At 44.4% G+C, this 21891-nt stretch carries 25 protein-coding genes; 23 read left to right on the top strand and 2 right to left on the bottom strand.

The window, feature by feature from the left end; genetic code table 11:
* Positions 1-61 precede the first annotated feature (61 nt).
* The 21 genes from ACSFXJ_RS16650 to ACSFXJ_RS16550 all read left to right on the top strand — a co-directional run bounded on the left by ACSFXJ_RS16650 (position 62) and on the right by ACSFXJ_RS16550 (position 17648).
* Positions 62-1327, top strand: coding sequence for a PTS ascorbate transporter subunit IIC (locus tag ACSFXJ_RS16650; RefSeq protein WP_435921464.1), 1266 nt, complete (start codon positions 62-64; stop codon positions 1325-1327).
* Between the two features lie 203 nt (positions 1328-1530).
* Entirely contained in the window at positions 1531-2604 is a 1074-nt protein-coding gene (locus ACSFXJ_RS16645; protein WP_435921463.1) for an ABC transporter substrate-binding protein, read from the top strand.
* 33 nt (positions 2605-2637) lie between these two features.
* Complete coding sequence (locus tag ACSFXJ_RS16640) at positions 2638-4293, top strand: ABC transporter permease (RefSeq protein ID WP_435921461.1); 1656 nt, start codon at positions 2638-2640, stop codon at positions 4291-4293.
* A 34-nt stretch (positions 4294-4327) separates the two neighbouring features.
* Positions 4328-5389: an ABC transporter ATP-binding protein gene (locus tag ACSFXJ_RS16635; protein ID WP_435921459.1), complete on the top strand. Its 1062-nt coding sequence runs from the start codon at positions 4328-4330 to the stop codon at positions 5387-5389.
* A gap of 51 nt (positions 5390-5440) precedes the next feature.
* Positions 5441-6457 (top strand): ABC transporter substrate-binding protein, encoded by a 1017-nt coding sequence (locus tag ACSFXJ_RS16630; protein ID WP_435921458.1) that lies wholly within the window; start codon positions 5441-5443, stop codon positions 6455-6457.
* A 397-nt stretch (positions 6458-6854) separates the two neighbouring features.
* The gene (locus ACSFXJ_RS16625) at positions 6855-7361 is read left to right on the top strand and encodes a nucleoside deaminase (RefSeq protein WP_435921457.1); all 507 of its coding nucleotides are present in this window, start codon (positions 6855-6857) and stop codon (positions 7359-7361) included.
* Between the two features lie 14 nt (positions 7362-7375).
* Positions 7376-7951 (top strand): histidine phosphatase family protein, encoded by a 576-nt coding sequence (locus ACSFXJ_RS16620; protein WP_435921456.1) that lies wholly within the window; start codon positions 7376-7378, stop codon positions 7949-7951.
* 16 nt (positions 7952-7967) lie between these two features.
* A complete protein-coding gene (locus ACSFXJ_RS16615; protein WP_435921455.1) occupies positions 7968-8543 on the top strand; it encodes a dihydrofolate reductase family protein in 576 nt (191 codons plus the stop codon).
* Between the two features lie 606 nt (positions 8544-9149).
* Entirely contained in the window at positions 9150-9554 is a 405-nt protein-coding gene (locus ACSFXJ_RS16610) for a hypothetical protein (RefSeq protein ID WP_435921454.1), read from the top strand.
* Positions 9551-9976, top strand: coding sequence for an NUDIX hydrolase (locus ACSFXJ_RS16605; protein WP_435921453.1), 426 nt, complete (start codon positions 9551-9553; stop codon positions 9974-9976). Before ACSFXJ_RS16610 ends, ACSFXJ_RS16605 begins: the two co-directional genes overlap by 4 nt.
* 123 nt (positions 9977-10099) lie before the next feature.
* Complete coding sequence (locus tag ACSFXJ_RS16600) at positions 10100-10822, top strand: endonuclease/exonuclease/phosphatase family protein (protein WP_435921451.1); 723 nt, start codon at positions 10100-10102, stop codon at positions 10820-10822.
* A 176-nt stretch (positions 10823-10998) separates the two neighbouring features.
* Positions 10999-11412 carry a kinase gene (locus ACSFXJ_RS16595; protein ID WP_435921450.1) on the top strand — a complete coding sequence of 138 codons (414 nt, stop codon included), beginning with the start codon at positions 10999-11001 and terminating at the stop codon, positions 11410-11412.
* 79 nt (positions 11413-11491) lie between these two features.
* A complete protein-coding gene (locus ACSFXJ_RS16590) occupies positions 11492-11614 on the top strand; it encodes a hypothetical protein (protein WP_435921448.1) in 123 nt (40 codons plus the stop codon).
* A gap of 130 nt (positions 11615-11744) precedes the next feature.
* Complete coding sequence (locus ACSFXJ_RS16585) at positions 11745-12278, top strand: hypothetical protein (protein WP_435921446.1); 534 nt, start codon at positions 11745-11747, stop codon at positions 12276-12278.
* A 615-nt stretch (positions 12279-12893) separates the two neighbouring features.
* Positions 12894-13574, top strand: coding sequence for a hypothetical protein (locus ACSFXJ_RS16580; protein WP_435921444.1), 681 nt, complete (start codon positions 12894-12896; stop codon positions 13572-13574).
* Positions 13575-13618: 44 nt separating this feature from the next.
* Complete coding sequence (locus ACSFXJ_RS16575; protein WP_435921443.1) at positions 13619-13816, top strand: hypothetical protein; 198 nt, start codon at positions 13619-13621, stop codon at positions 13814-13816.
* A gap of 10 nt (positions 13817-13826) precedes the next feature.
* On the top strand, positions 13827-14051 hold the full coding sequence (locus ACSFXJ_RS16570; RefSeq protein WP_435921442.1) for a hypothetical protein: 225 nt from the start codon (positions 13827-13829) through the stop codon (positions 14049-14051).
* 490 nt (positions 14052-14541) lie between these two features.
* The gene (locus ACSFXJ_RS16565; RefSeq protein WP_435921440.1) at positions 14542-15837 is read left to right on the top strand and encodes an IS110 family transposase; all 1296 of its coding nucleotides are present in this window, start codon (positions 14542-14544) and stop codon (positions 15835-15837) included.
* Positions 15838-16236: 399 nt separating this feature from the next.
* A complete protein-coding gene (locus ACSFXJ_RS16560) occupies positions 16237-16626 on the top strand; it encodes a hypothetical protein (RefSeq protein ID WP_435921439.1) in 390 nt (129 codons plus the stop codon).
* Between the two features lie 122 nt (positions 16627-16748).
* Positions 16749-17381 carry a hypothetical protein gene (locus ACSFXJ_RS16555; RefSeq protein ID WP_435921438.1) on the top strand — a complete coding sequence of 211 codons (633 nt, stop codon included), beginning with the start codon at positions 16749-16751 and terminating at the stop codon, positions 17379-17381.
* Positions 17382-17417: 36 nt separating this feature from the next.
* Positions 17418-17648: a hypothetical protein gene (locus ACSFXJ_RS16550; RefSeq protein ID WP_435921437.1), complete on the top strand. Its 231-nt coding sequence runs from the start codon at positions 17418-17420 to the stop codon at positions 17646-17648.
* 384 nt (positions 17649-18032) lie between these two features.
* Here ACSFXJ_RS16550 and ACSFXJ_RS16545 read toward each other — a convergent pair whose 3' ends face one another.
* Entirely contained in the window at positions 18033-18407 is a 375-nt protein-coding gene (locus tag ACSFXJ_RS16545) for a hypothetical protein (RefSeq protein WP_435921436.1), read from the bottom strand.
* Between the two features lie 203 nt (positions 18408-18610).
* On the opposite strand from ACSFXJ_RS16545, the gene ACSFXJ_RS16540 reads away from it, so the two are divergent.
* Entirely contained in the window at positions 18611-19075 is a 465-nt protein-coding gene (locus ACSFXJ_RS16540) for a VOC family protein (protein ID WP_435921435.1), read from the top strand.
* 181 nt (positions 19076-19256) lie between these two features.
* Positions 19257-20054, top strand: coding sequence for a hypothetical protein (locus tag ACSFXJ_RS16535; protein WP_435921434.1), 798 nt, complete (start codon positions 19257-19259; stop codon positions 20052-20054).
* 373 nt (positions 20055-20427) lie between these two features.
* Here the strand turns inward: ACSFXJ_RS16535 and ACSFXJ_RS16530 are convergent, their stop codons facing one another.
* Complete coding sequence (locus ACSFXJ_RS16530; protein ID WP_435921432.1) at positions 20428-21729, bottom strand: IS1380 family transposase; 1302 nt, start codon at positions 21727-21729, stop codon at positions 20428-20430.
* Between the last annotated feature and the right edge of the window lie 162 nt (positions 21730-21891).

The following is a 21891-nucleotide window of genomic DNA, read 5'->3' as shown; positions in this document are numbered from 1 at the left end:
GCTTGTTAGAGTCATTGAGCGGATTACCAATATAACTTACAGACAAAAGCGGGGGTTGCCCATGAACGCAACGCAATTGGTCAGCAAGGGACTGCTTGGGGAGCCTGCCCTGCTGCTCGGGTTAATCGCGTTTCTCGGATTGCTGCTGCAGAAGCAGCCCTTCCAACGGTTGATCCACGGCACGATCAAGACGATGCTCGGCTACACGCTGCTCCAGATCGGTGCGAACGCCGCCGGCTCGTCCCTATCCAATTTATCGGCGGTCATCCAGAAGGGATTTCAAATCATCGGGATCATTCCGCATAACGAGACGATTACGGCGCTCGCACAGATCAATTACGGCGAGGAGATCGCGCTCATTATGCTGGCCGGGATGATCGTCCACTTGATGATCGCCCGTTTTACGCGGATCAAATATATTTTTCTAACGGGACACCATATGCTCTTCATGGCTTCGCTTCTCGCGGGAGTGCTCGTGTCGATGTCGATGCCGCTATGGAAGGTCGCGGTTGCCGGGGGGATCGTCTTGGCCTTGTGCATGTCCTTGGCGCCCATGATCTCTCAGCCATATATTCGGCGGGTAACGGGAAACAATGACTTTGCGGTGGGACATTTCAACAGTATCGGCTATGTGCTGACCGGGTTCGTCGCTTCCTGGTTCAAAAAGGGACCGGAGCCGCCGGAGTCGAAGGGGCTGCAGAAGCTGCGCTCTTTTTTTCAGGATCATATGGTTGTCATTACGGTGTTTACCTTCGTGCTGTTCCTCTTCTCCGGGTTGTTCATCTCGCCCGGCGGGATCGAAGAGATGTTCTCGGGACGGCATATTCTCGTTGTGTCCTTGATACAGGCAACCTGGTTCGCCGGGGGCTGCTACGTGATTCTGGCAGGGGTGCGCATGCTGTTGTCCGAAATCGTGCCCGCCTTCAAAGGGATTGCCGACCGGGTCGTACCGGGCGCGATTCCTGCGCTGGATTGCCCGGTGCTGTTCAAATTTTCGCCGTTTGCCGCGATGATCGGATTCCTGCTCAGTTTCACCGGTGGCCTGGCGGCGATGGTCGTGCTGCTGCAGGTGCAGTATACCGTCATTATTCCGGGAGTCATCCCGCATTTCTTCGCTGGCGGCGCGGCGGGCGTTATCGCTTATCAAATCGGCGGCCGCAAAGGGTTGATCGTGTCCTCCTTGATCCACGGATTCGTTATTACGATTCTGCCGGCATTCCTCATTCCGCTGCTGACGAACCTCGGATATTTGCGCGCGACTTTTGCCGACAGCGATTTCTCGGTCATCGGGGTGCTGGTGCATCAGCTGTTCAGCTGGTTCCAATAACACCGGTACTCGCCTCGGAAAATATATGTTATGCCTCTAAAACAACAGCAGTACGAGAGCCTGATCTCATCCTCATCAGAGGGGGATCGGGCTTTTTCGTGTGTCTGTTTTATTGCCGCGAGAAGTGGCAGAGACTTGGACTCACAGGTTTGTAAGCGCAACCAATATAATTAAGCCATAAACATTGAAGGGGGATTTTACAGATGGGAAAGAAAAAATGGATCAGCACAATCTCCGCTTTGACGATGGCCGCGTTGCTGTTCACGGGCTGCGGATCTTCAGGCGGTAACACGGCTGCACCAGCAGCTAACGGAGGCGGAGATGCCGCTCCGGCGAAGCCGCAAGGCAAGCTGACGGTATACATCGGATTCCAGGAAGACCACGCGGTCGCCGCAATCAAGAAGTTCACCGAGGACACCGGCATTGAAGCCAACATGATCCGGATGTCGGCGGGCGAGATTCTCGCCAAGGTCCGGGCGGAGAAGGATAACCCGCAGGCGGACGTCTGGTATGGCGGACCGGCCGACACCTTCGTGCAAGCGACTTCGGAAGGACTGCTCCAGCCGTACAAGTCGCCGGTTGCCGAGAAGATCGATGCGAAGTATAAAGATGCGGACGGCAATTGGACAGGCGTCTATGTCGGCGCGGTCGGCTTTGCTTCCAATAAAGAATTTTTGGCCAAAAAAGGCGTAGAAGCCCCGAAGACATGGGAAGATCTGCTCAACCCGGCGTTTAAAGGCGAAATCGTCATGGCGGACCCGGCTTCCTCCGGAACCGCGTACACCGCGATGTACACGGTGCTGAAGGTAATGGGCAGCGAAGAGAAGGGCTTCGAATACCTCAAGAAGCTGCATCCGCAAGTTCAGCAGTATACGACGAGCGGCGCCGCACCGGGCCGGATGGTCGGTATGGGCGAAGCCGGCGTAGGCATCCTGTTCGCGCATGACATTATCAAGTACCAGGAAGAAGGCTTTAGCAGCCTTGAAATGACGATCCCAGAGGACGGAACCGGCTATGAGACGGGTTCGATCGGCATTATCAAGAACACGAAGAACGAAGAGCTGGCGCAAAAATTCGTAGACTGGGCCCTGTCCCCGGCCGCTCAAGAGCTGGGTAAAACCGTAGGCAGCTTCCAGAATCTGACGAACCCGGATGCCGTTGGACCAGAGCAAGCCGTTAATCTGTCCGAAATTAATACGATCGATTACGACGTCGTTGAAGCCGGTAAAGAGCGTCAGCGCCTGATCGACAAATGGAGTGCCGAAGTTAAGAAATAATAACAGTTTGAACTCAGAGAGGAGAGAGCTTGAATGAGCGCCATGTTCAAGAGATTCAAGCGCGAGCCGCTCCTGCCGATTCTCATCGTGTTGGTCATGCTCTGCTTACTCGTTTTTATCGTCTATCCGCTATTCCAAATCGCAAAGTCCAGCTTCGTCGGGTCCACCGGCGAAGTTGGCTTACAAGGATATCAGCGGGTGCTGTCCGGGGGCGGATTATTCCACGCCCTGATCAACTCCCTCGTGCTGGCCGTCCTGACGGCGACGTTGTCCACCGTGATTGCCTATGTTTTTGCATATACGTTTGCTTATGTAAAGGTACCGTTCAAAAAGCTCTTTAACGGCATTGCCATTCTGCCGGTCATTTCACCGCCGTTTGTCATTGCCTTGTCCGCCATGCTGCTTCTCGGGAAGCAGGGGCTGATTACGAAAAACTTGCTGGGACTTGAAAATGCGAATATTTACGGGCTGCATGGCCTGGTTCTTGTACAGACGCTTTCTTTTTTCCCAATTGCCTTCCTGACATTGTCCGGACTATTGCGTTCGATTAGCCCCTCACTGGAGGAGGCCAGTCAGAACATGGGGGCCAGCCGGCTGAAGACGTTCATCAGCGTCACGCTGCCGCTGTCCGTCCCGGGAATCGCCAACGCGTTCCTGCTCGTGTTCGTTCAGTCGCTTGCGGACTTCGGAAACCCGATGACGATCGGCGGGAACTACTCCACCGTAGCCAGAGAGATCTACTTGCAGGCTGTCGGAAGCTACAACTTGCAAGCCGGGGCCGCCTTGGCGATGGTGCTGCTGACGGTGACGATCATCGTCTATATTCTGCAAAATTTCTGGGTCGGCAAAAAAAGCTACGTTACCGTCACAGGCAAGCCTACCGGACAACGGAGAATGATCGAGTCCGGGGCGATAAAACATGGACTATTCACATTTTGTATGATCATGTCGTTCGCCGTTATTGCCTTCTATGCCCTTGTACCGATCGGTTCGTTCATCAAGCTGTGGGGCATCAACAACAGCCTGACGCTGGATCATTACAAATATGTATTCTCTATAGGACAGAAGGCGATCAAGGATACGCTGACGCTCGCCATTGTCGCCACGCCGATTGCAGGATTGCTGGGCATGATTATCGCATTCCTGATTGTCCGCAAACGTTTCTTCGGTAAAAAAGCTTTGGAAATCATAAGCATGCTCTCCATCGCCGTACCGGGTACGGTCATCGGGATCGGGTACATTCTTGCGTTCAACAAAGCGCCGTTAGCGCTGACCGGAACCGGCATCATTATCGTTGCCGCATTCGTAGTTCGCTCCATGCCGGTGGGCATCCGCTCCGGGGTCGCGGCCCTGCAGCAGATCGATCCGAGCATCGAGGAAGCCGCGACGAATCTCGGCGCCAGCGGAAGCAAAGTGTTCACCAGTGTTGTGCTGCCGCTGATCAAGTCCGCATTTTTCAGCGGTCTCGTGAACAGCTTCGTTAAAAGCATGACCGCGATGAGCGCCGTTATTTTCCTCATCTCGGCCAAGTACAATCTGATTACCGCGTCGATTCTGGCGCAGGTCGAAGCCGGCCGGATCGGTGTCGCAAGCGCCTACTGTACGATTCTGATCCTGATCATGATCGTGGCGCTCATTCTGTTAAACTTGCTCGTGAGATGGATGGGCGGCAAAGAGCGGTCCGCATAAGCGGCCGCGTCCATCCTTAAGGAGGTATGTGGAAATGGCTAAATCCGTCACATTGAAAAATATATCGAAAGCCTTCACGAACGATAGAGGCGAGAAGTCCTACGCTGTCTCCGGGGTGAACTTGGACATCGGAGAAGGCGAGTTCGTCACCCTCCTCGGTCCGTCCGGCTGTGGCAAAACGACGACGCTCCGCATGATCGCCGGATTCGAGGACATCACCGAGGGGCACATCTACTTCGGAAACGAGGCGGTGGACCAAATTCCGCCGAACCGCCGGGACTGCACGATGGTGTTCCAATCGTATGCGTTGTTTCCGCATCTGAACGTATTCGACAACATCGCATATGGGCTTAAAATCAAGAAAATGGCCAAATCCGAAATGATCTCGAAAATTGAATCCGTCTTGGATATAATGAATTTACAGGATTACCGGGATCGGATGCCGAACCAGCTGTCGGGCGGTCAGCAGCAGCGGGTGGCGCTGGCCAGAGCGCTCGTCATGGAGCCGGGCGTGCTGCTGTTCGATGAGCCGCTGTCCAACCTCGACGCGAAGCTGCGCCTTGTGATGCGGGATGAAATCCGCCGCATTCAGCAGCAGATCGGCATCACCGCCGTGTATGTAACGCATGACCAGAGCGAAGCGATGAGCATGAGCGACAAGGTCATCGTCATGAATAAAGGAAAGATCGAGCAGGTCGGCACGCCGATGGAAATTTATCAGCGTCCGAAGACCAAGTTCGTGGCCGATTTCATCGGAACCGCCAACTTCCTGGAAGGCACTGTCAAGGGAACGGAAGACGGCCGGCTGCTCGTGGAGACAGCATCGGGTGTGCTGCGGATTCGCCGCGATGGGCACAAAGCGGGGGATCGCGTGACCGTGGTGATCCGTCCGGAAGCCGTCACCCTGGCTAAAGGCACAAGCCACCAGGGCATCGTGCAGAAAAGCGTGTTCATGGGCCAGACCCAGGAATACGAGGTTTTGTTCGAAGGCCAGCTGTTTCAGATTACCGAGCATAACCCGATTCAGGAGAAGGTGTACCCGGTCGGCTCTTCCGTATCGCTACAGTTTGCGGAGGACGCCCTTCATGTAATTTAACTTCTGTACACAACCGAAGAAATGACATCACGCCAAGAAAGAAGGGATTGCATGAGAAAAATAGCGCTGTCCGCGTTGCTGCTCTCCCTGCTGATGTCATTTCTTCTTTCTGCCTGCGGTAAGGAGAGCAAAGGCACGCTGACCGTGTATGCCGGATTGTATGAGGACCATGCGATCAAGGCGATGGAGACTTTTCAGAAGCAGACCGGTATCAAAGTAAATTATGTGCGCATGTCGAACGGAGAGATTCTGTCGAGAATTCGGGCGGAGCGGAATTCCCCCAAAGCGAGCATCTGGTTCGGCGGGCCGGCCGATACGTTCATCCAGGCCAAGTCCGAAGGTCTGCTGGAGCCGTACGTATCCAAGAATGTAGGGGCCATCCCGCCGGAATATCGCGACCCGGAAGGGTATTGGACCGGCATATATGTCGGAGCGATCGCCTTCGTCTCCAACAAAACCTGGCTGCAGGAGGTCGGTCTGCAGGCTCCTCAATCGTGGTACGATCTGCTGAAGCCGGAATACCGGGGCATGATCTCAATGGCGGATCCACGCTCCTCGGGAACAGCCTATACCATGCTAGCGACGCTCGTGCAGCTGTTCGGCGAGGACGAAGCGTTTGACTTCTTGCGTCAGCTGCATCAGCAGAATGTCATTTACACTACCTCCGGCAGTGTCCCTGGACGCACCGTTGGAATGGGAGAGGTCGGGACGGCAGTCATGTTCTCCCATGACGCGCTGAAGTTCTACAAAGAGGGCTTCCAAAACCTCATCATCGGCTTCCCGACGGAAGGCACGGGCTACGAGACCGGCGCCGTCGGCATCATCAAGGGCGGCCCGCAACAGGAGGAAGCCCAACGATTTGTCGACTGGGCGCTGACCAAGCAAGCCCAGGAGCTCGGCAAGCAGGTAGGCAACTACCAGCAGCTTACCAATCGCGACGCCGTCGCGCCCGAGGAAGCCATTCCGCTGGAGAAGCTCAACGTCATCCCCTACGACCTCGACTGGGCCGGCCAAAACCGCGAGCGTCTGATTAACAATTGGACGACCGAGGTGCTGGGGGCGGGGTAATTGGTAATCGTTTTGCTTAACGTGTTTCAAGCTCAATCTTCCAGACAAGAAAATAAGCTCAAAATAAACGTCCCAGCCAAAGATCAGAGCTATCTAAGGCTGGGGCGTTTTTGTAAACCTGGTTTGGAATGAATTGTAGGATAATAAGAGAATGATCGTGAGCCTGCCTGCCATAGTGTGCTAGGCTCTTTTTGCGGTTTCCTCAAATTTACGTATGGTGTATATTGGGTATAAATGGTAGTGTCAGCAAAGTTGATGGCTTAAACGTGTTGCATTTAGTCCCACACACGACCCGGCCTAAGATAAGAGCTATATAAGGCTGGGGCGTTTCGCGAATACAACAACTTAAGCTGAAATAATTGCAATGCTATAAAAACAAAAAGGATGGATAATCTTCATGATTACGGATCATCTCAAATATTTAGAATTAGCATTTGAAGAAGCAACGTTAGCAGAGAGTGAAGGGACATATCCAATTGGGGCAGTGATTGTTGATAATGAAGGCAAAGTAGTTAGTAGAGGGAGAAATAGAGTATTCACCCAGGAGGATTGCACCGCACATGCAGAGGTGGATGCAATCAGGAAGGCTGGACACATCTTGTTAGATACACCTAATAAACGATTTAAGAAAAACGATTTGACTCTATATACAACTTGCGAGCCGTGCCCAATGTGTACGTGTACCATTTTGCTATCAGGAATTAAACAAGTCGTTTGGGCAGCTGATGATGATGAATATGGAGCAATAAGACGAATGAAAGAAGGCCCTCATTTCATAAATCAATTTAATACAATCAATTACATAGCATCACCAAGTCTGGATTTAGAGAATAAACAAAGGAAAATGCTGAAAGAATGGAATATTAGACGTGGAATTATAAATACAGAATGGGAAGCGAAATAAATAAGGGAGGCCGTATGAAGACAACTATATATATGGTTAGGCATGGAGAATCACCATATACTGATGGAGATGAAAGAACAAGAGCGCTTACCCCAAAAGGAAAGGTCGATATAGAAAAGGTAACGAAGATACTAATAGATGAAGGAATAGACATGATTATATCAAGCCCTTATACACGGGCAATTCTTAGTGTTGAGGGATTGGCCAAGCACTTAAACATAGATGTTCAAATATTTGAAGATCTTAGAGAGCGTCATTTTGCGGCAGATCCTATTGAAAATGCAGAGTTAATGTCTAGTATTAAAGAGAGTTTTAATGACCCTGATTATGCCTTAATGGGTGGAGAGTCTAATGCTGAATGTCAGAAAAGAGCAATCGCAGTTCTAGAACCCATACTAAAAGAGCATAAAGGGAAGAAGATAGCAGTCGGGACCCACGGTGTTGTAATGACTTTGATGATGAATCATTTTGATCCAGCTTATGGCTTGGATTTTTTGCATCAATTAAAGAAACCGGATATTTATAGAATGCTTTTTGAAGACTTAGAATTAAAAGAAGTCACAAGATTGTGGAATGATGATCTTTCATGACAAAGGAGAATTGAAAATGAGAAAACTCGTTTTATTTCTGCACTCATCGCTTGACGGTTTTGTAGAAGGGCCGAATGGTGAAATGGACATTGGCTGGGTTTCCTACGATGCTGACTTGGAAAAACACGCCAAGGAAATTCTGAGTACTGCGGACACTGTCCTTTGGGGACGCGGGACTTATCAGATGATGTACAGTTACTGGCCTTCCGTGCCTTCGAATCCAGCAGCTTCGGAGCATGAACGGAATCATGCCGAGTGGATCGAAAAGACAGACAAAGTCATTTTTTCCACGACGCTGGAGAAAGTAGAATGGAACAATTCCAGACTGGTGAAAGAAGATGTTGAGGCAGAGATCAAGAACCTCAAACAGCAGCCAGGCAAGGATATGGTTATTCTCGGCAGTCCAAGGTTCGCACATTACCTTATGCAGCTTGATTTAATAGATGAGTATAAAATTACGGTTTCTCCCGTCCTGATCGGAAGCGGCTTGCCGTTGTTCCAAGGTCTCAAGGAGAAGGTCAATCTTAAACTTATCGAAAACAAAACCTTTGATTCTGGTGCCATAGGACTCGTTTACAAGACGATAAGATGACCGTGACATCGCCCTCGGTTGTCAGATGTATAATTAAGGAAGCAGATTAAACAACAACACGACCCAGTCTAAGATATTAGCTATCTAAGGCTGGGTCGCGTCGTGAACACGGAATGTTATCAGACATATTTGCAGTAAGTAGTTTGAGGTGAGTAATGAAAGTATTCAAAAAAAAACCAATACCAATTATAGTAGGACATAGTAAATTTATTTGTGTTATAGATGAGAAACCCTATGAGGTTTTATTTAGAGCTTACTCAGTGAAATATAATACTTCTTTTATATTGAGTACTGTTTAAATAAGGGTTGGATACATAATAAACCGAAGCAAGTTATGAGAATAAAGGATAGTAGTATAATCATTCGAGAATTATCGTTAAGAGATTATGATTACACACATTAGGCCATTCAGACCAAGGTCGCTAATTCAAGGAGGAGAACAGTATCAAGATCCGCATTATTGGAGCTTGTGGTAGCGGTAAATCCTATATAGCTAAAGAAATATCAAAGAGGTATGGAGTAAATTACTATGAACTTGACAATTTGGTATGGGATAGAAGTGAAGAAAATCTTAGATTCCCGATTGAAATAAGAGATTCCAATTTAATGAAGATCTTGAATACAGAAGCATGGATAATCGAAGGGGTACATTATAAATGGGGACAGGAGAGTTTTGAGAAGGCAGATCTGGTTTTTATAATACAACCTAATAGATTTTTAAGGGATTATAGAGTGGTTAAAAGATTTATTAAATCAAGACTTGGTATAGAGCCATGGAATTATAAACAAACGTTAAAGAATTTATACGAAATGCTATTTATATGGAATAAGGACTTTGATAAGAAAAATTTAAAAGATATTTTAGAATTAACCGAGATTTACTCAGAGAAGAGAATTGCAGTAAAGAATAACAAAGAAGTATTGAAGTATATACAAGGGTATTTGGAGAAAGCAACCTGCGATACACATTTAAAAACACGTTTAAAAAACAAAAAGGGAGCGAAAGAATGAACCCACCTAAACATATACTCTCTGCTGCAGCCATTGTGCTGAATGACAAGAATGAAATGTTACTTATAAAAGGCCCCAGAAGAGGCTGGGAGATGCCGGGTGGTCAAGTAGAAGAAGGTGAATCCTTAAGTCAAGCAGCCATTAGAGAAACAAAAGAAGAATCAGGAATAGATATCGAAATTATAAAATTCTGTGGGATATTTCAGAACATAGGAAATTCAATTTGCAATACATTATTTTTAGCAAAGCCAATTGGTGGAGAATTAACTAAATCACCTGAAAGTTTGGATGTAGGTTTTTTCCCGATCGAAGAAGCACTCAAAAAAGTAGAATGGAAAGATTTTAGACAAAGAATAGAGTACTGCCTAAAGCCTGAATTGCAACCTTTTTGTGTTGAGTTTACGGATAAGAAGAATATTTGAGAGCATCATCCGAGCCGATTGATGCGTTTGAAGGTTTAGCTGCTTAAGCCTCTCGACGTCGGGAACAACACAGAGATGTTAGGCGAAAGGCGGAACAAGTGTTAATTGGGGGGGACCTATGCGATGATAATAGCCAGTTGGAATTGCAACATGGCTTTTCGCAAAAAGATATCATATATTTCTCAATACAAACCGGATGTCTTAATTATTCAGGAATGTGAAAATCCAGAGCGCTTACAGCTAGATGGATTTCCATGTCCGGAAGAGAACGTTCTTTGGTTTGGTAATAATGAATCTAAAGGCATTGGCATTTTTTCATTTACAAATTACAAGTTTAAGCTGCATGAGAAATATAATGAAGCCTTTAAATATGTCATACCCATATCCGTTAGCGGACCTGACAATTTTATATTATTTGCAATTTGGGCGATGGATGATAAAGTCAATCGTCAAAACCAATATATCGGCCAGGTATGGCATGCTATAAATTATTATAAAAATGAAATCGGAAGAGATACGGTTTTGGTCGGTGATTTCAACAGCAATGCAATTTGGGATCATCCAAAGAATAACGTTAACTATTCAGATGTAGTGAATTTTTTAAAAGAAAAGCAGATAACAAGCGCTTATCATCATTATTTTAACGAGAATCACGGTCAAGAAAGTCAACCAACTCTTTACATGTATCGGAAACAAGATAGACCATATCATATTGATTACTGTTTTCTTTCAGAAGAATTAATTGCTCTAATCACAAAAGTAACTGTTGGGGAGTACGCTAGTTGGATAAGTGCCAGTGATCACATGCCACTCATAGTTGAATTGAATATGCAATTGAAGAATTGAGGAAAGTTCATGACCATACTTCAGAAAAAGAATCTATTGGAGTACAGGACAAAGATACATACTTGGCTTAGATGGATTAAGTCGTTCTGGAAAAACAACTCTGACGAACAAGCTGAAAGATATTTTACGCGCAAGGATTAACGAGGTGTTAGTTTTTCATTTAGATGATTATATTGTTGAGCCGTGGTAAACGTTATAACACCGGACATGATGAATGGTTTGAATACTACTTTTTGCAATGGGACATTGAATCTTTACACCATAATCTATTTAAAAAATTACGGGATAATAAGACCATTTCACTTGCCGTTTATGATGCTAGTTCTGATCAGCATGTAATACAAAATACAGTTATTCCTGATACTTGTATAATTATTGTTGAAGGAGTTTTTCTACAGAGGAAGGAATGGAGGGACTACCTGGATTTTACATTATACTTGGATTGTCCCAGGGAGACTCGATTTTCGCGGGAAAGTGTGAAAGCTCAGAAAGTGATAGACAAGTTTAAAAATCGATATTGGAAAGCAGAAGACTTTTATCTTAATGCCGAAAAACCGAAATGTACAGCTGATTGTGTCATTATTGGATAACTTCTTAATACAATCTGTTAAGCAACTCAAAGAAGGTGCAATCAGCTATGAGTAAAGATTTTGTTTAGGAGCAAAAACTATGGAGCGAATTTACAAGCATATTGAAGAATACACAGATAATGAAATAGAAGGAATTTTAACTCGTCAGGAAGTAGATGAACATGATAACTCAAACGTGAGAGCAATGCTGTGTTTGGATTAGAACATATAGCAAGAACCTTACACTTAACCTCGCCGCAGCCGATCCTTCGGATCTTAAGCCGGTGAGGGTTCGTGAATGCCTGAACGTTATAAGAAATCAGCGTAAAGCATTTCCAAGGAGACATTTTGACATGAAGAAATACTTCATTGCGATTGTATTAGTACTGGTTACTTTTTTAGTTCTGTTATTTAATTCATCAAAACAACAATATTACGGTAACAATGAGGAACTAATTGAGAAAGTTATTCACACGATAGATGGATATGAACATCGATCCATCTCAGTTTTGGAAGTAAAAGATATTAATGAAACTAGAATAGTAGGTATATTGGCTGACAATCTACCTGGATATATTGAGTTCAAGAGAAATAATAAAGGAAATTATGAGTGGATTCATATTGAAGTGACTAATGAGGGGACATTGGGTTTTTATTTACCTGATATGAATAAAGCATCAAACAGAAAAATAATGATTGTTACTAATCAAGATAATCAAATTGCAAAAATATCCGTAGAGATTAATAATCAATTAGTTGAGAAATCTATAAAACCTATTCAATCAAGTGTGACTTGGATTGATCTTCCACAAACTAATAATGATGAATACCGTTTTGACAATTATCAATACTATGATCAAAACGATCAGGTAGTAAATAATTTTTAATGCAAGTATATTTCTATTGCATTTACTATGCGGAGCCCTTCGGCTCTTTGGTCAGCCCTAGGTTTGTGGGGGGAGTGGGATTCAGGCAAAGGAACCTGCTAGCTAATCGGCGAGCCCACCCGGGAGCTTGCGCTGCCTTAAGCCTCTCGGATTCGTGAATACAAGAAAGTTAGTTGATATCAAATCCGATGGAGTAATGGATACCGACGATAAATTCTATACTAATCATCGTAATTTATACGACACCATTATAAAAGCTGAAAATCTGCAAACTGGGTTAAGAACAATCTTGGATTATTTGGTAAATCAGGGTGTGAAAGATAGCGCAACCTTAGTCTGCTGGGATTATTTCAATAGTAAGCAGGGGCAGTACCCGTCAGATTAATCGAAGAAGATTGGAACGTTTTCTAACACCGGACGCTGCGGGGCTATCGCCCCTTGGTTGACAGATGTATAATCATGGAAGAAGCTCAGTCAATAAACGACCCAGCCTAAGATAAGAGCTATCTATGGCTGGGTTATTTCGTGGATACAAGAATGTTAGCTGAAACACACCTAAGTGTCTCGCATTTGTGCGTGGATATTTAAAATTAAAATGATTAAGGATGACGAGAAGTGACATTATCTAAGAGGAGTTTAGAATATCTTGCTAAATGTAAATGGAAAGAATCTGTGAAAGACGAAAAAGAAATATTAAAGGCTTTTGAGGCTCTAAAAATTCAACCTACTTTCAAACTTATTGATTTTCAGAAGAGATTTGGGGGATATGTTGAGCATGCATATTTGGAGCCGATTGCGTTTGGTATTCTCCAAAAGGAACCTTGTCGAGGAGACTTTGTTAATGAGAAGGGTCTCATTATCATTGAACCTGAAGATGATATTATTGTTCGTCATTATGTATGTGCAGACACATTATACCAGGAGACATTTTCGATTGACGAGCAGGGGAGATTCTATCTAGGATATGAGATCCAATGTAATAACTTTGAGACACATATTGAAGAAGCAGCTATATTGAAAGTGCTAAATCAAGAAAAATGGAATACGGTTTTTGAATATGAATTAGATGTAAGGACTAGAGATACTTATGATATTATCGACGATAATAAATATAGCGAGTTATGTAAGCACTTCGGATTAAAGAAAATTGAGGACTTTCCAGACGATATAATTAGTTTCGATCAAAACGATAATTACTTGGTTTGGAGACGCTCAAACTCTGTAAAAGTTTTAAGTAAACAAGGTAATAGCATAATTGATCTCGAGGCTATGAATAAAATTTTTTGTATAAACTAGCGCATCTAAAGGGAGCGCAATATCATCAATCAGGAGATCTAAAAATGAAAATAATAAAGCTGAGATTCATTATTCTTTTTGTAGTTCTGTTATTAGTAAGCTGTACAACAAAACAAGAACAGTACATAGATGACACCTTTAAAGCGGGTCAAGTATGGTCTTATCACACACGCCCAGGTGAAGAGGAATCGAATGTTACAATTCTGAAAATTGAAGAAGACGATCGTACATATAGCAATTAATGGTTTAAATATGAAGTCGCCAGAAGGAACTAAAGATAATATTGGTCATCTGCCATATGGAAAAATAGCTTTAAAAGAAAGTTTAATTGCTATATTAAGTCAAGATAAACAAGTGCCGGATTTTTCTGAAGGTTACTCTACTTGGAAGACAGAGTTTGATAACAATAGGGCTGGAATTTGGTCTATCCCACTATCTGAGGCAATTGGTGCAATGGAAGAAGCATTAAATCAATGAATTAAAATGGTATTAGCGGAAAAGAAGGATTGATCAATTTAATCAACGGACTAAATAAAGGAATACCATTTTACGAGATATACAATGTAAACGGAAATTAATATAAGAAACTAAAGGTAGAACTGACTTTGCAAAACATCGTAATCACGCTTCGAGATATTCACCCTGGTAATACGTGAAAGCTGTGTTTTTAGTATATTAGTTTTGCGCTGTTTCCTATAACGTTCTAGTATTCACGAACCCGAGGACATTACGACCCAACAGAGTTGCCACGAAGCAGCTAGTTTCGCAAGGCTATCCGCTTGAATCTACTATTTCAAAAACATCACCTATGCCTCTGAGCTTGTGAGTTATTGTATAATGTCCATTATTTATGTAAGGAGCCATTCCTGTAATGAAGTAATTTGAGCTTTGAACAAAAAAAGCACCTCTTGTATACTGGGAAACGTTCCGGCAAGAACAAATCCCACATACGAAAGAGGCACTCAACATGAAGTATAAACTTAAGCAGAAACAGATTCAACGCATAACACAAATTACCGATTCAACGCTCGTAGTAGGAGCAGACATCGCGAAGAAGATTCATGTGGCCCGAGCAGTAGATTTCCGCGGTATTGAACTCGGAAAAGACTGTACGTTCCACAATGATGCAAGCGGGCTGACGAAGCTTGCGACTTGGATGAAGGAGCTTAAAGAAGCCCATGCCAAAACGGAGATCGTCTTTGGAATTGAGCCCACCGGGCACTACTGGTTCCCGTTAGCAGCGTACCTGAAGGAGCAAGGCATTAAAATCGTCGTCGTTAACCCGCACCACGTCAACAAAAGCAAAGAGCTAGAAGACAACTCACAGACGAAGAGCGACTACAAGGATGCGAAAGTCATTGCGGATCTCATTCGAAACGGCAAGTACTCTGAACCGAATCTACCGACAAAAGAGTATGCAGATCTCCGGATCCTCATGAATCTCCGAGAAAAGATGTCGGTTAGCCTTACGCAGGTTAAGGGTCGTATCGTCAATTGGTTCGACCGCTTCTTCCCGGAGTACACAGGCGTCTTCAAAGTCTGGGAAGGCAAGGCATCGCTTATGACGCTCAGAGAGTTTCCGCTGCCTGCTGAGATTGTGGCAAAAGGCTCCAGAGGCGTCCTGGAGCGTTGGAAGACAGATGTGAAACGTGGAGTGGGGATAAAGCGAGCGGAGAAACTCGTGGCTGCAGCCTCCACCTCGATCGGTCTTACGGAAGGCGTAGAAGCAGCTCGAATTGAACTGGCCGTCTTGTTGCAGCAATACGACCTGTTTAGTGAACAACTCGAGACAACCATGGCAAAGGTGCTGGAGATCCTCGAAAGTATTCCGGGCACTGCACAGATGTTGTCGGTGCCAGGCATCGGAGTGGTGACGGTAGCAGGGTTTCTGGCTGAAGTTGGGGATATTCACAACTACGACCATGGGCAGCAAATCATTCGTTTGGCCGGTCTGAACTTGAAAGAGAATAGCTCTGGCAAGAGAAAGGGCAGGACTGGAATAAGCAAGCGAGGGCGGTCACGTCTCCGAGCCCTGTTGTTTCGAGCCGTAATGCCGATGGTCGCCAAGAACCCTGCGTTCAAGGCACTGCACCATTACTATACGACGAGAAGCCATAACCCGTTAAAGAAGAAACAATCGATTATCGCGTTATGTGGAAGGCTAGTCCGTATTCTCTTTACGCTGGGAACCAAACAGAAAGAATATGATGCAAATGATGTATTGGGACCGGTTCGTCAGGCTCAGATGCAAGTGGCAGCTTAATCAAAGCATGACCTGTTAACTCTCGTTATCATTTAGCTTAGACAACGGAAGCACTGGAGCAGCCGAAGGACTACATTCCATAAGGGCATCGACCCCGTAAAGGAGCAAGAATCGGCATCCACCCCTTGAGAGGTAGAACGAAGGAATGTGAGGGCATAGACCCAGCGTGACATGGGAGGGTAAACCCCAAGGGTGAATGTGGATATCCAACTGTGCGATCATACCGAACCATCCACAGTTTTGGAATCTGACATCCTAAGCTCTATTCCCGCCTACGCTCTGACTCTAGTCCGTGCACAGGCTACATTCTCCGATATTACCGCTCAAGCTGTCAAAGTTGAAATATTGAGATTTTGTGAGAAAACAGGAGAAAACATTACTTTATAGTGGGAGGGATGAATGACTATGTTTTTAAGATATCTTAAAGGTGCCGGTTTTTCGTTATTCATTGCAACGCTGCTGTTTTTTGTAATGGTAAAGATCAATAACGATTATATAAAAGTACAGTTACTATTTGTTGCATTGTATAACTACGCTTTTTGTTTTCTTGGATTAATTGTTTTTTATATTCTTGATAAAAACAGAGTTTCCTCAAAAATTCTGGTCGGTTTAACAAGCTTTCTACTCCTAGGAATTTTATCATCAATTAGTTTTCCACCAGCCTATCCAATTTTCATAACAGGTTCTTTATCCTTTTACTTGGTACAGCAACTTCAAATTAGAAAGAAATCTTGGATCTTGGCTTTGTCTGGCCCATTACTAGTAGGTATAATTTTATTAGTAATATAAAGAAAATGGCGTGTCATAGAACTTCACATTACATGATGCTCGCGCTTATGCGGACAAACAGCTGCGGCCCGGGAGATAATTCGATAAAGTGATTTCATGGAACTCTAAGCAAGGAGGAGAAAATGTCGAGATTAGTATCTGCATTACTAATATTTTCAACAATAATTACGATCCTTGGTTGTTCAAATCCATCATCTAATCATGAAATAATTAACTCCATTGATCCGCTCGAGACGAAAGAGTCACAAACTAACTCAACTACTGATACTTCAACATCGGAAGCAACTGATTCTTATGTGAATGTAGAAGAAGAATATACAATATATACTAATCCTAGACTGGGATTTTCCTTAAATATTCCTGACTCCTGGCAGGGATCTTATCATATTGTTGATGCATTAAATAATGCTGGCATAGATTTTTTCTTTATAGGGGAAAGCCAAACCAGTAAGAATTTTTTAGACTCACTAGATACAGATTCACCTCAAGGTCTATATCTTTTTTCAATATCAACAGAATCTTCAATATCTGATGAACTAGACTTTTTAGATAGTGTTAGTGAGATTGGAAGTGTTGGTTCAACCCGTTTTGTTGCGTACACGGGAACTGATTGTTCAATATGTATTCTTAATGAGAATGATGATGATGTTGATGAACAAGAGAAATCTCTGTTGAATCAGGATTGGCAAATGGCATCTATGATATTTGAAGAAAGAAGTAAAGTATTCGATACTTTTAGTGAATTGAAGAAATAAAAACGATGATTGTAACTAATGAAAGGATTCAAAACCATGACTAATGAAGAATTTCAAGAATTAAAAGAGAGAGTAAGCTGGGGAGAAGAATTTTTGATTTATCATCATCAGTTGGATTACTGGATCAGCCGAAATCAAAATGGAGTTTATTTTACAAGAAATAAGGATAGTTTTACTCAAAAATTCAGTAACTCAGAAGAACTATTTGAAAAGGCTGTAATAGAAAACCGGTATTTGAAAGACATATATAATGAAATAGATTGGTAAAACTACTAACCCTCTCGGGTTCGCAAATGTTCCGCTTCCTCGGAATATGTCCACGATTCCAAATACCATAATTGTAGATGAAAGAGACTTTGATGTGGAGAAAGAAACATTAATACAAAAAATAATTACTTTTCAAAAAAATGGACCCGAGAAATAAACAACCCAGCCACAAACATCTGGACCATCATTTAAAACAGTTTAGCGTATAGTTAAAACTTACTTTTGTTGCCGACGTAAAAACACCTCCAAGGTTGTCTCCATATCTGATGACATGGTTACATTCTCTTGAAGGTGTTTTTAATTTGTCTTACTTTATGGGGGCAGTCCCCGAGTAAGGAATCCTGGGTCTATGTTGTGCTTAAAAAATAACCATATTATTTAGTGTTATTGTCTTATAATAACAATGTCTTGGGGCGGTCTTCCAGTGCTTTGAATTTGAGCTATTTCCGTGTTAGTGAGATTGCGGCCTACCAAAATAAACGAAGATGTGACGTTGTTAAAATTAAAGTTGCCCAAGTTAGCCACATTTTGACTGCCACGGAACACCCGGAAGGACCCCTGAAAGTTAATTCCCGAAAACAATACAAGTGTTACTTGGTTCCTTTGCACAACATTTCTGAGTCGGAAGCTTGAAAGCACATTGTCAAACCGAAAGGCTCCCAGATCACGAACCGCAACCCCTCCACGTCTGAAGAGGATCCGGCGACCGGTAAAATTGGTGCCAGACCAAAGTGCAAGACGTACATCACTATTTGCCAACTAGTATCACTCCTTTTCAAAGGTTGATATAGTATATTGCAGTTTTTAAGAATGGTACGGGCAAATAGAGCAGGGTGATAGTTTGATTTTAATATAGGAAACGTGTCGTTCGTATATGAACATAGGGGCTAGTTAAGTTGTATAATGTTACAATTAGCAGTTATTAATGAGTACCTTCGTTGTAAAGAGTACGAAGAAAGGAAATGGTGCAATTGATCAAGGGTTTGTTTGAAACACATTTGAATGTGAGTAACTATGAGCTTTCTGCAGCGTTTTATGAGAGATTGTTGAACATAATCCCATTACATGAGGATCGGGATCGAAAGTCGAAGTTTTACTGGGTCGGTAAACCTGGAGAAGCCATGCTTGGTATTAGAGAAAATTATCCTACTAAAGATATAAAGCGACAGCATTTCGCTTTTAGAGTTGACCTAGACGATATCATCAATGCAAGGGATTACTTAAATAAACTTGGAATTGAATCAACCAATTTCTACGGCAATAGTTCCGAGGATTTAATGGTATTCCCATTTATGCCCGCAGTTTCTATCTATTTTGATGATCCGGATGGGCACTCTGTCGAATTTATTGCTATGTTAAATGACAAGCCGAGGCCTGATCTTAAAATCATGTCTTGGAAGGAATGGGATAGATTACATGGGAGATAGTTGATCCACAGATGCAATATGAGGCACAGGTATTTATGATGGTTCGATGCAAGAAGCTTAGACAAGAAACGCCCCAACCTAAGATAGCTATCAAAGGTTGGGGCGTTTCTTGTGAAGAAAACAAATATACAAGTATCGACAGTTCATTCGACATAATATATTTGGAAGGGTTGTAAGAAAGATGAGTAAAGGCAGATGGAAAAAAGGCGTTATGATGACATTTCTCGTTTGCGTCATGATGTTGGTGATGGTGGCTTGCGGCAACGGTGAAAAAGTGAAAGATGCCATCGCCAAAGGAGACGAGGCGTTAACGTCTAAGGATTATACGGCAGCGATTGCTGCTTATAATGAAGCGTTGGAACTGGATTCGGACAACGAGACAGCGCTGCAGCAAAAGTCGGCGGCAGAAGCCAAAATCAAAGAAGCCGAAAATTTGGTTGAGGATGCAAAAACAGCAATTGATGAAGGTAAATACGATAAAGCGATTCAAGCCTTTGAGAGTGCGCTCGAAATTCACCCTGATAATGAGGATGCACCGAAAGGTATCGAGCAGGCCAAAAAAAACAAATCCTTCGAGAACTATATCAGTACGGTCTCACCTACTCTTGCAGAGGTTGGGCAATTTGCGGCTGCATGGGACGAATTGAGGGCAATGTCCGTCAATGGGGAAATTACAGACTTGGACTTTGGAACTATCGTATATGAGGATGCTCTTCCTGAGGCGGTCAATCTTCAAGAATCTTTTGAAGATATCTCTTTTACTATCGATCAAGAATTTCAAGAAACCCACGAAATCATGATTCAGGCTCTATCTTCGCAAGTGCAAGCCTTTTCGGAGATCGTGGCTGCGATCGATAGCGGCGATATGTCTAAAATAACAAGCGCCAATGAACTTCTGTCCGCCGCTCGGGAAAACGAGAGAAAGTATATGCAAAAACTGAAAAATCGGGCTACCGAGCTCGGCATCGAAATGGAATGACTCTTTGGTTGTCAATATATTATCTTGGATAAGCCCAGAATCAAGACGACCCAGCAAAGATAAGAGCCCATGACTGGGTCGTTTCGTCGATATTTTGATGAAGACAGAGGATTGCGAAAATATAGAAGAATATAATAGATACATTGAATCATACATAGAAGACCTTGGGGAATCAAAAAATAGCCAGTAACAAATGAACCTGAATTTCGAAAGCCCATAATGGTGGCCAGTTTGTAGCAGGATTAGTGGGCAACAACTGTAATAAACAGGGAAATACCCAGTTGGATTACGCGACGATTCTGAAAAGAGGGTAGTCTTTCCCCCTCCCCATAAGACAGGGCTAAACGGTTTCCATGTTAATTTGTGGTAAACGTCATTCTAAGGCAGCGACTTTGGCGGCGATACGTTGCCAGGCGCAGCGGTTCGCGAAATCTTTAGCCAGTTTCAGAACGACTTGTCGGCTATGCTGAATCATCGTAGCTGCACAGTGGAAAAACTCTAGACGGAACCGGGCAATCGTATACCCTTGATGGACCGGTTCGCAACAGTCTCGCTTGAATCTCTCGTAGAGATTGTAGGCGAGCAGCTTGATGAGCAGGTCGATTTCATTAGCGGTAAAGTCACCTTTAGCGATTCGATCGATGGAAAAGCCGCGTTTGGCTTCTTTGATATAGTTCTCCATGCAGCAACGCTGGTTGTAAAAGCGCCAAAGGTCGATCGGCTCCCACTCGAGATTGGTGACGATCGCTTCGTAATGCCAGTCCGTATCGAGGAGAAGCCGAGCTTGATCGCCGTCAAACACCTGCGCTTTACGAATCACCACAACGCGGCGCGGTTTCTTCCATGAGGTGGCTTGGTAGATCAGGGTGATCCCCTCGATGACCCAATCCTCATCGACAAACCGCTTCCAGTAGCGGCATCGCCCTACTTCGGCCTGAAGTCGCTGCGTCCATTTCAATTTCCCGACATACCCGATTCGCTTGGCTTCCCATAGGCTGTAGAAGTCTTCGCCGCCAAATCCCTTGTCAAACCGGGCGTACTTTACCGGACGGTCACCAAGCAACTCAAAGATCTGACGGAGGAAGGCGGCTGCATCGGTGGAAGCGTGCGTATTCCCAGCACGCAGTACTGCATTCAGGCACAGGCGCGACTGGCCCTCAAACGCCATCAGCGGATGGTAACTTTTACGTCCGGGTTTGTGGGGATTCGTGCCGACTGCCGCCCCCTCTTGGTGACCGTATACCGTTTCTACCGTGGAGTCTAGGTCCACGATGAGTTCAGAAGGCAGACAGGGTGCAATAATCTGCTGATTCAGCTTTCGCAAATCCAGCGTTAAGGTTGGGCGGGTCTTGCTGAGTCGATCCAGTTCCTTATACAGCAGGGTGTGATGCGGACAGCGCCCGCCGAGAAACCGCCGGATGAGCGCGTCATGTTGCAGCCTGCGGAAATGAAAGAGGCGTTCGCATCCGAGTATCCAGCCGACAATGAGATAGAGCAGGATGCGGAAAACAGGGAACAGGGAATTGCCTTGCTTGGTACAATTTAAATTCTGCAAAGCCTTACCGAGCTTGATTTTTTCGAGATATTCCAGAAAGATTTTGCTTCCTCCAACATTTGAGGCGTTTTGCAAGGTAAATTCGGTCTTGATTTTGCTGACGGGTGTGGTAGACTTCATCTAAAAGGTGCTCCTTTCTTTGTAGGTGATGTTCTGGACAAACACCATTCTACCAAAGAATTGGAGCCCTTTTCTTGTTTTTCAGACGATGTTACTTTCGAAATTCAGGATGAATATAAATAGCCAGAAAGCCCGCCAAGTCCGTATGGAATTTATAGATAA

Origin of the sequence: Paenibacillus salivarius, assembly GCF_051307165.1 — a bacterium.
Classification (GTDB): domain Bacteria; phylum Bacillota; class Bacilli; order Paenibacillales; family Paenibacillaceae; genus Fontibacillus.
The sequence above is the reverse complement of the archived record's forward strand: the minus strand, read 5'-3'. Positions and strand labels throughout refer to the sequence as shown.

What these genes read in the sequence shown, in the direction of transcription:
- ACSFXJ_RS16535 (WP_435921434.1), top strand. Translation starts at nt 19,257, where the DNA reads ATGAGTAAAGGCAGATGGAAAAAAGGCGTTATGATGACATTTCTCGTT.
- ACSFXJ_RS16570 (WP_435921442.1), top strand. Translation starts at nt 13,827, where the DNA reads ATGAAGTCGCCAGAAGGAACTAAAGATAATATTGGTCATCTGCCATAT.
- ACSFXJ_RS16645 (WP_435921463.1), top strand. Translation starts at nt 1,531, where the DNA reads ATGGGAAAGAAAAAATGGATCAGCACAATCTCCGCTTTGACGATGGCC.
- ACSFXJ_RS16560 (WP_435921439.1), top strand. Translation starts at nt 16,237, where the DNA reads ATGACTATGTTTTTAAGATATCTTAAAGGTGCCGGTTTTTCGTTATTC.
- ACSFXJ_RS16555 (WP_435921438.1), top strand. Translation starts at nt 16,749, where the DNA reads ATGTCGAGATTAGTATCTGCATTACTAATATTTTCAACAATAATTACG.
- ACSFXJ_RS16605 (WP_435921453.1), top strand. Translation starts at nt 9,551, where the DNA reads ATGAACCCACCTAAACATATACTCTCTGCTGCAGCCATTGTGCTGAAT.
- ACSFXJ_RS16610 (WP_435921454.1), top strand. Translation starts at nt 9,150, where the DNA reads ATGAAGATCTTGAATACAGAAGCATGGATAATCGAAGGGGTACATTAT.
- ACSFXJ_RS16640 (WP_435921461.1), top strand. Translation starts at nt 2,638, where the DNA reads ATGAGCGCCATGTTCAAGAGATTCAAGCGCGAGCCGCTCCTGCCGATT.
- ACSFXJ_RS16530 (WP_435921432.1), bottom strand. Translation starts at nt 21,729, where the DNA reads ATGAAGTCTACCACACCCGTCAGCAAAATCAAGACCGAATTTACCTTG.
- ACSFXJ_RS16590 (WP_435921448.1), top strand. Translation starts at nt 11,492, where the DNA reads ATGGAGCGAATTTACAAGCATATTGAAGAATACACAGATAATGAAATA.
- ACSFXJ_RS16625 (WP_435921457.1), top strand. Translation starts at nt 6,855, where the DNA reads ATGATTACGGATCATCTCAAATATTTAGAATTAGCATTTGAAGAAGCA.
- ACSFXJ_RS16540 (WP_435921435.1), top strand. Translation starts at nt 18,611, where the DNA reads ATGGTGCAATTGATCAAGGGTTTGTTTGAAACACATTTGAATGTGAGT.
- ACSFXJ_RS16620 (WP_435921456.1), top strand. Translation starts at nt 7,376, where the DNA reads ATGAAGACAACTATATATATGGTTAGGCATGGAGAATCACCATATACT.
- ACSFXJ_RS16615 (WP_435921455.1), top strand. Translation starts at nt 7,968, where the DNA reads ATGAGAAAACTCGTTTTATTTCTGCACTCATCGCTTGACGGTTTTGTA.
- ACSFXJ_RS16650 (WP_435921464.1), top strand. Translation starts at nt 62, where the DNA reads ATGAACGCAACGCAATTGGTCAGCAAGGGACTGCTTGGGGAGCCTGCC.
- ACSFXJ_RS16585 (WP_435921446.1), top strand. Translation starts at nt 11,745, where the DNA reads ATGAAGAAATACTTCATTGCGATTGTATTAGTACTGGTTACTTTTTTA.
- ACSFXJ_RS16630 (WP_435921458.1), top strand. Translation starts at nt 5,441, where the DNA reads ATGAGAAAAATAGCGCTGTCCGCGTTGCTGCTCTCCCTGCTGATGTCA.
- ACSFXJ_RS16635 (WP_435921459.1), top strand. Translation starts at nt 4,328, where the DNA reads ATGGCTAAATCCGTCACATTGAAAAATATATCGAAAGCCTTCACGAAC.
- ACSFXJ_RS16600 (WP_435921451.1), top strand. Translation starts at nt 10,100, where the DNA reads ATGATAATAGCCAGTTGGAATTGCAACATGGCTTTTCGCAAAAAGATA.
- ACSFXJ_RS16550 (WP_435921437.1), top strand. Translation starts at nt 17,418, where the DNA reads ATGACTAATGAAGAATTTCAAGAATTAAAAGAGAGAGTAAGCTGGGGA.
- ACSFXJ_RS16565 (WP_435921440.1), top strand. Translation starts at nt 14,542, where the DNA reads ATGAAGTATAAACTTAAGCAGAAACAGATTCAACGCATAACACAAATT.
- ACSFXJ_RS16575 (WP_435921443.1), top strand. Translation starts at nt 13,619, where the DNA reads ATGAAAATAATAAAGCTGAGATTCATTATTCTTTTTGTAGTTCTGTTA.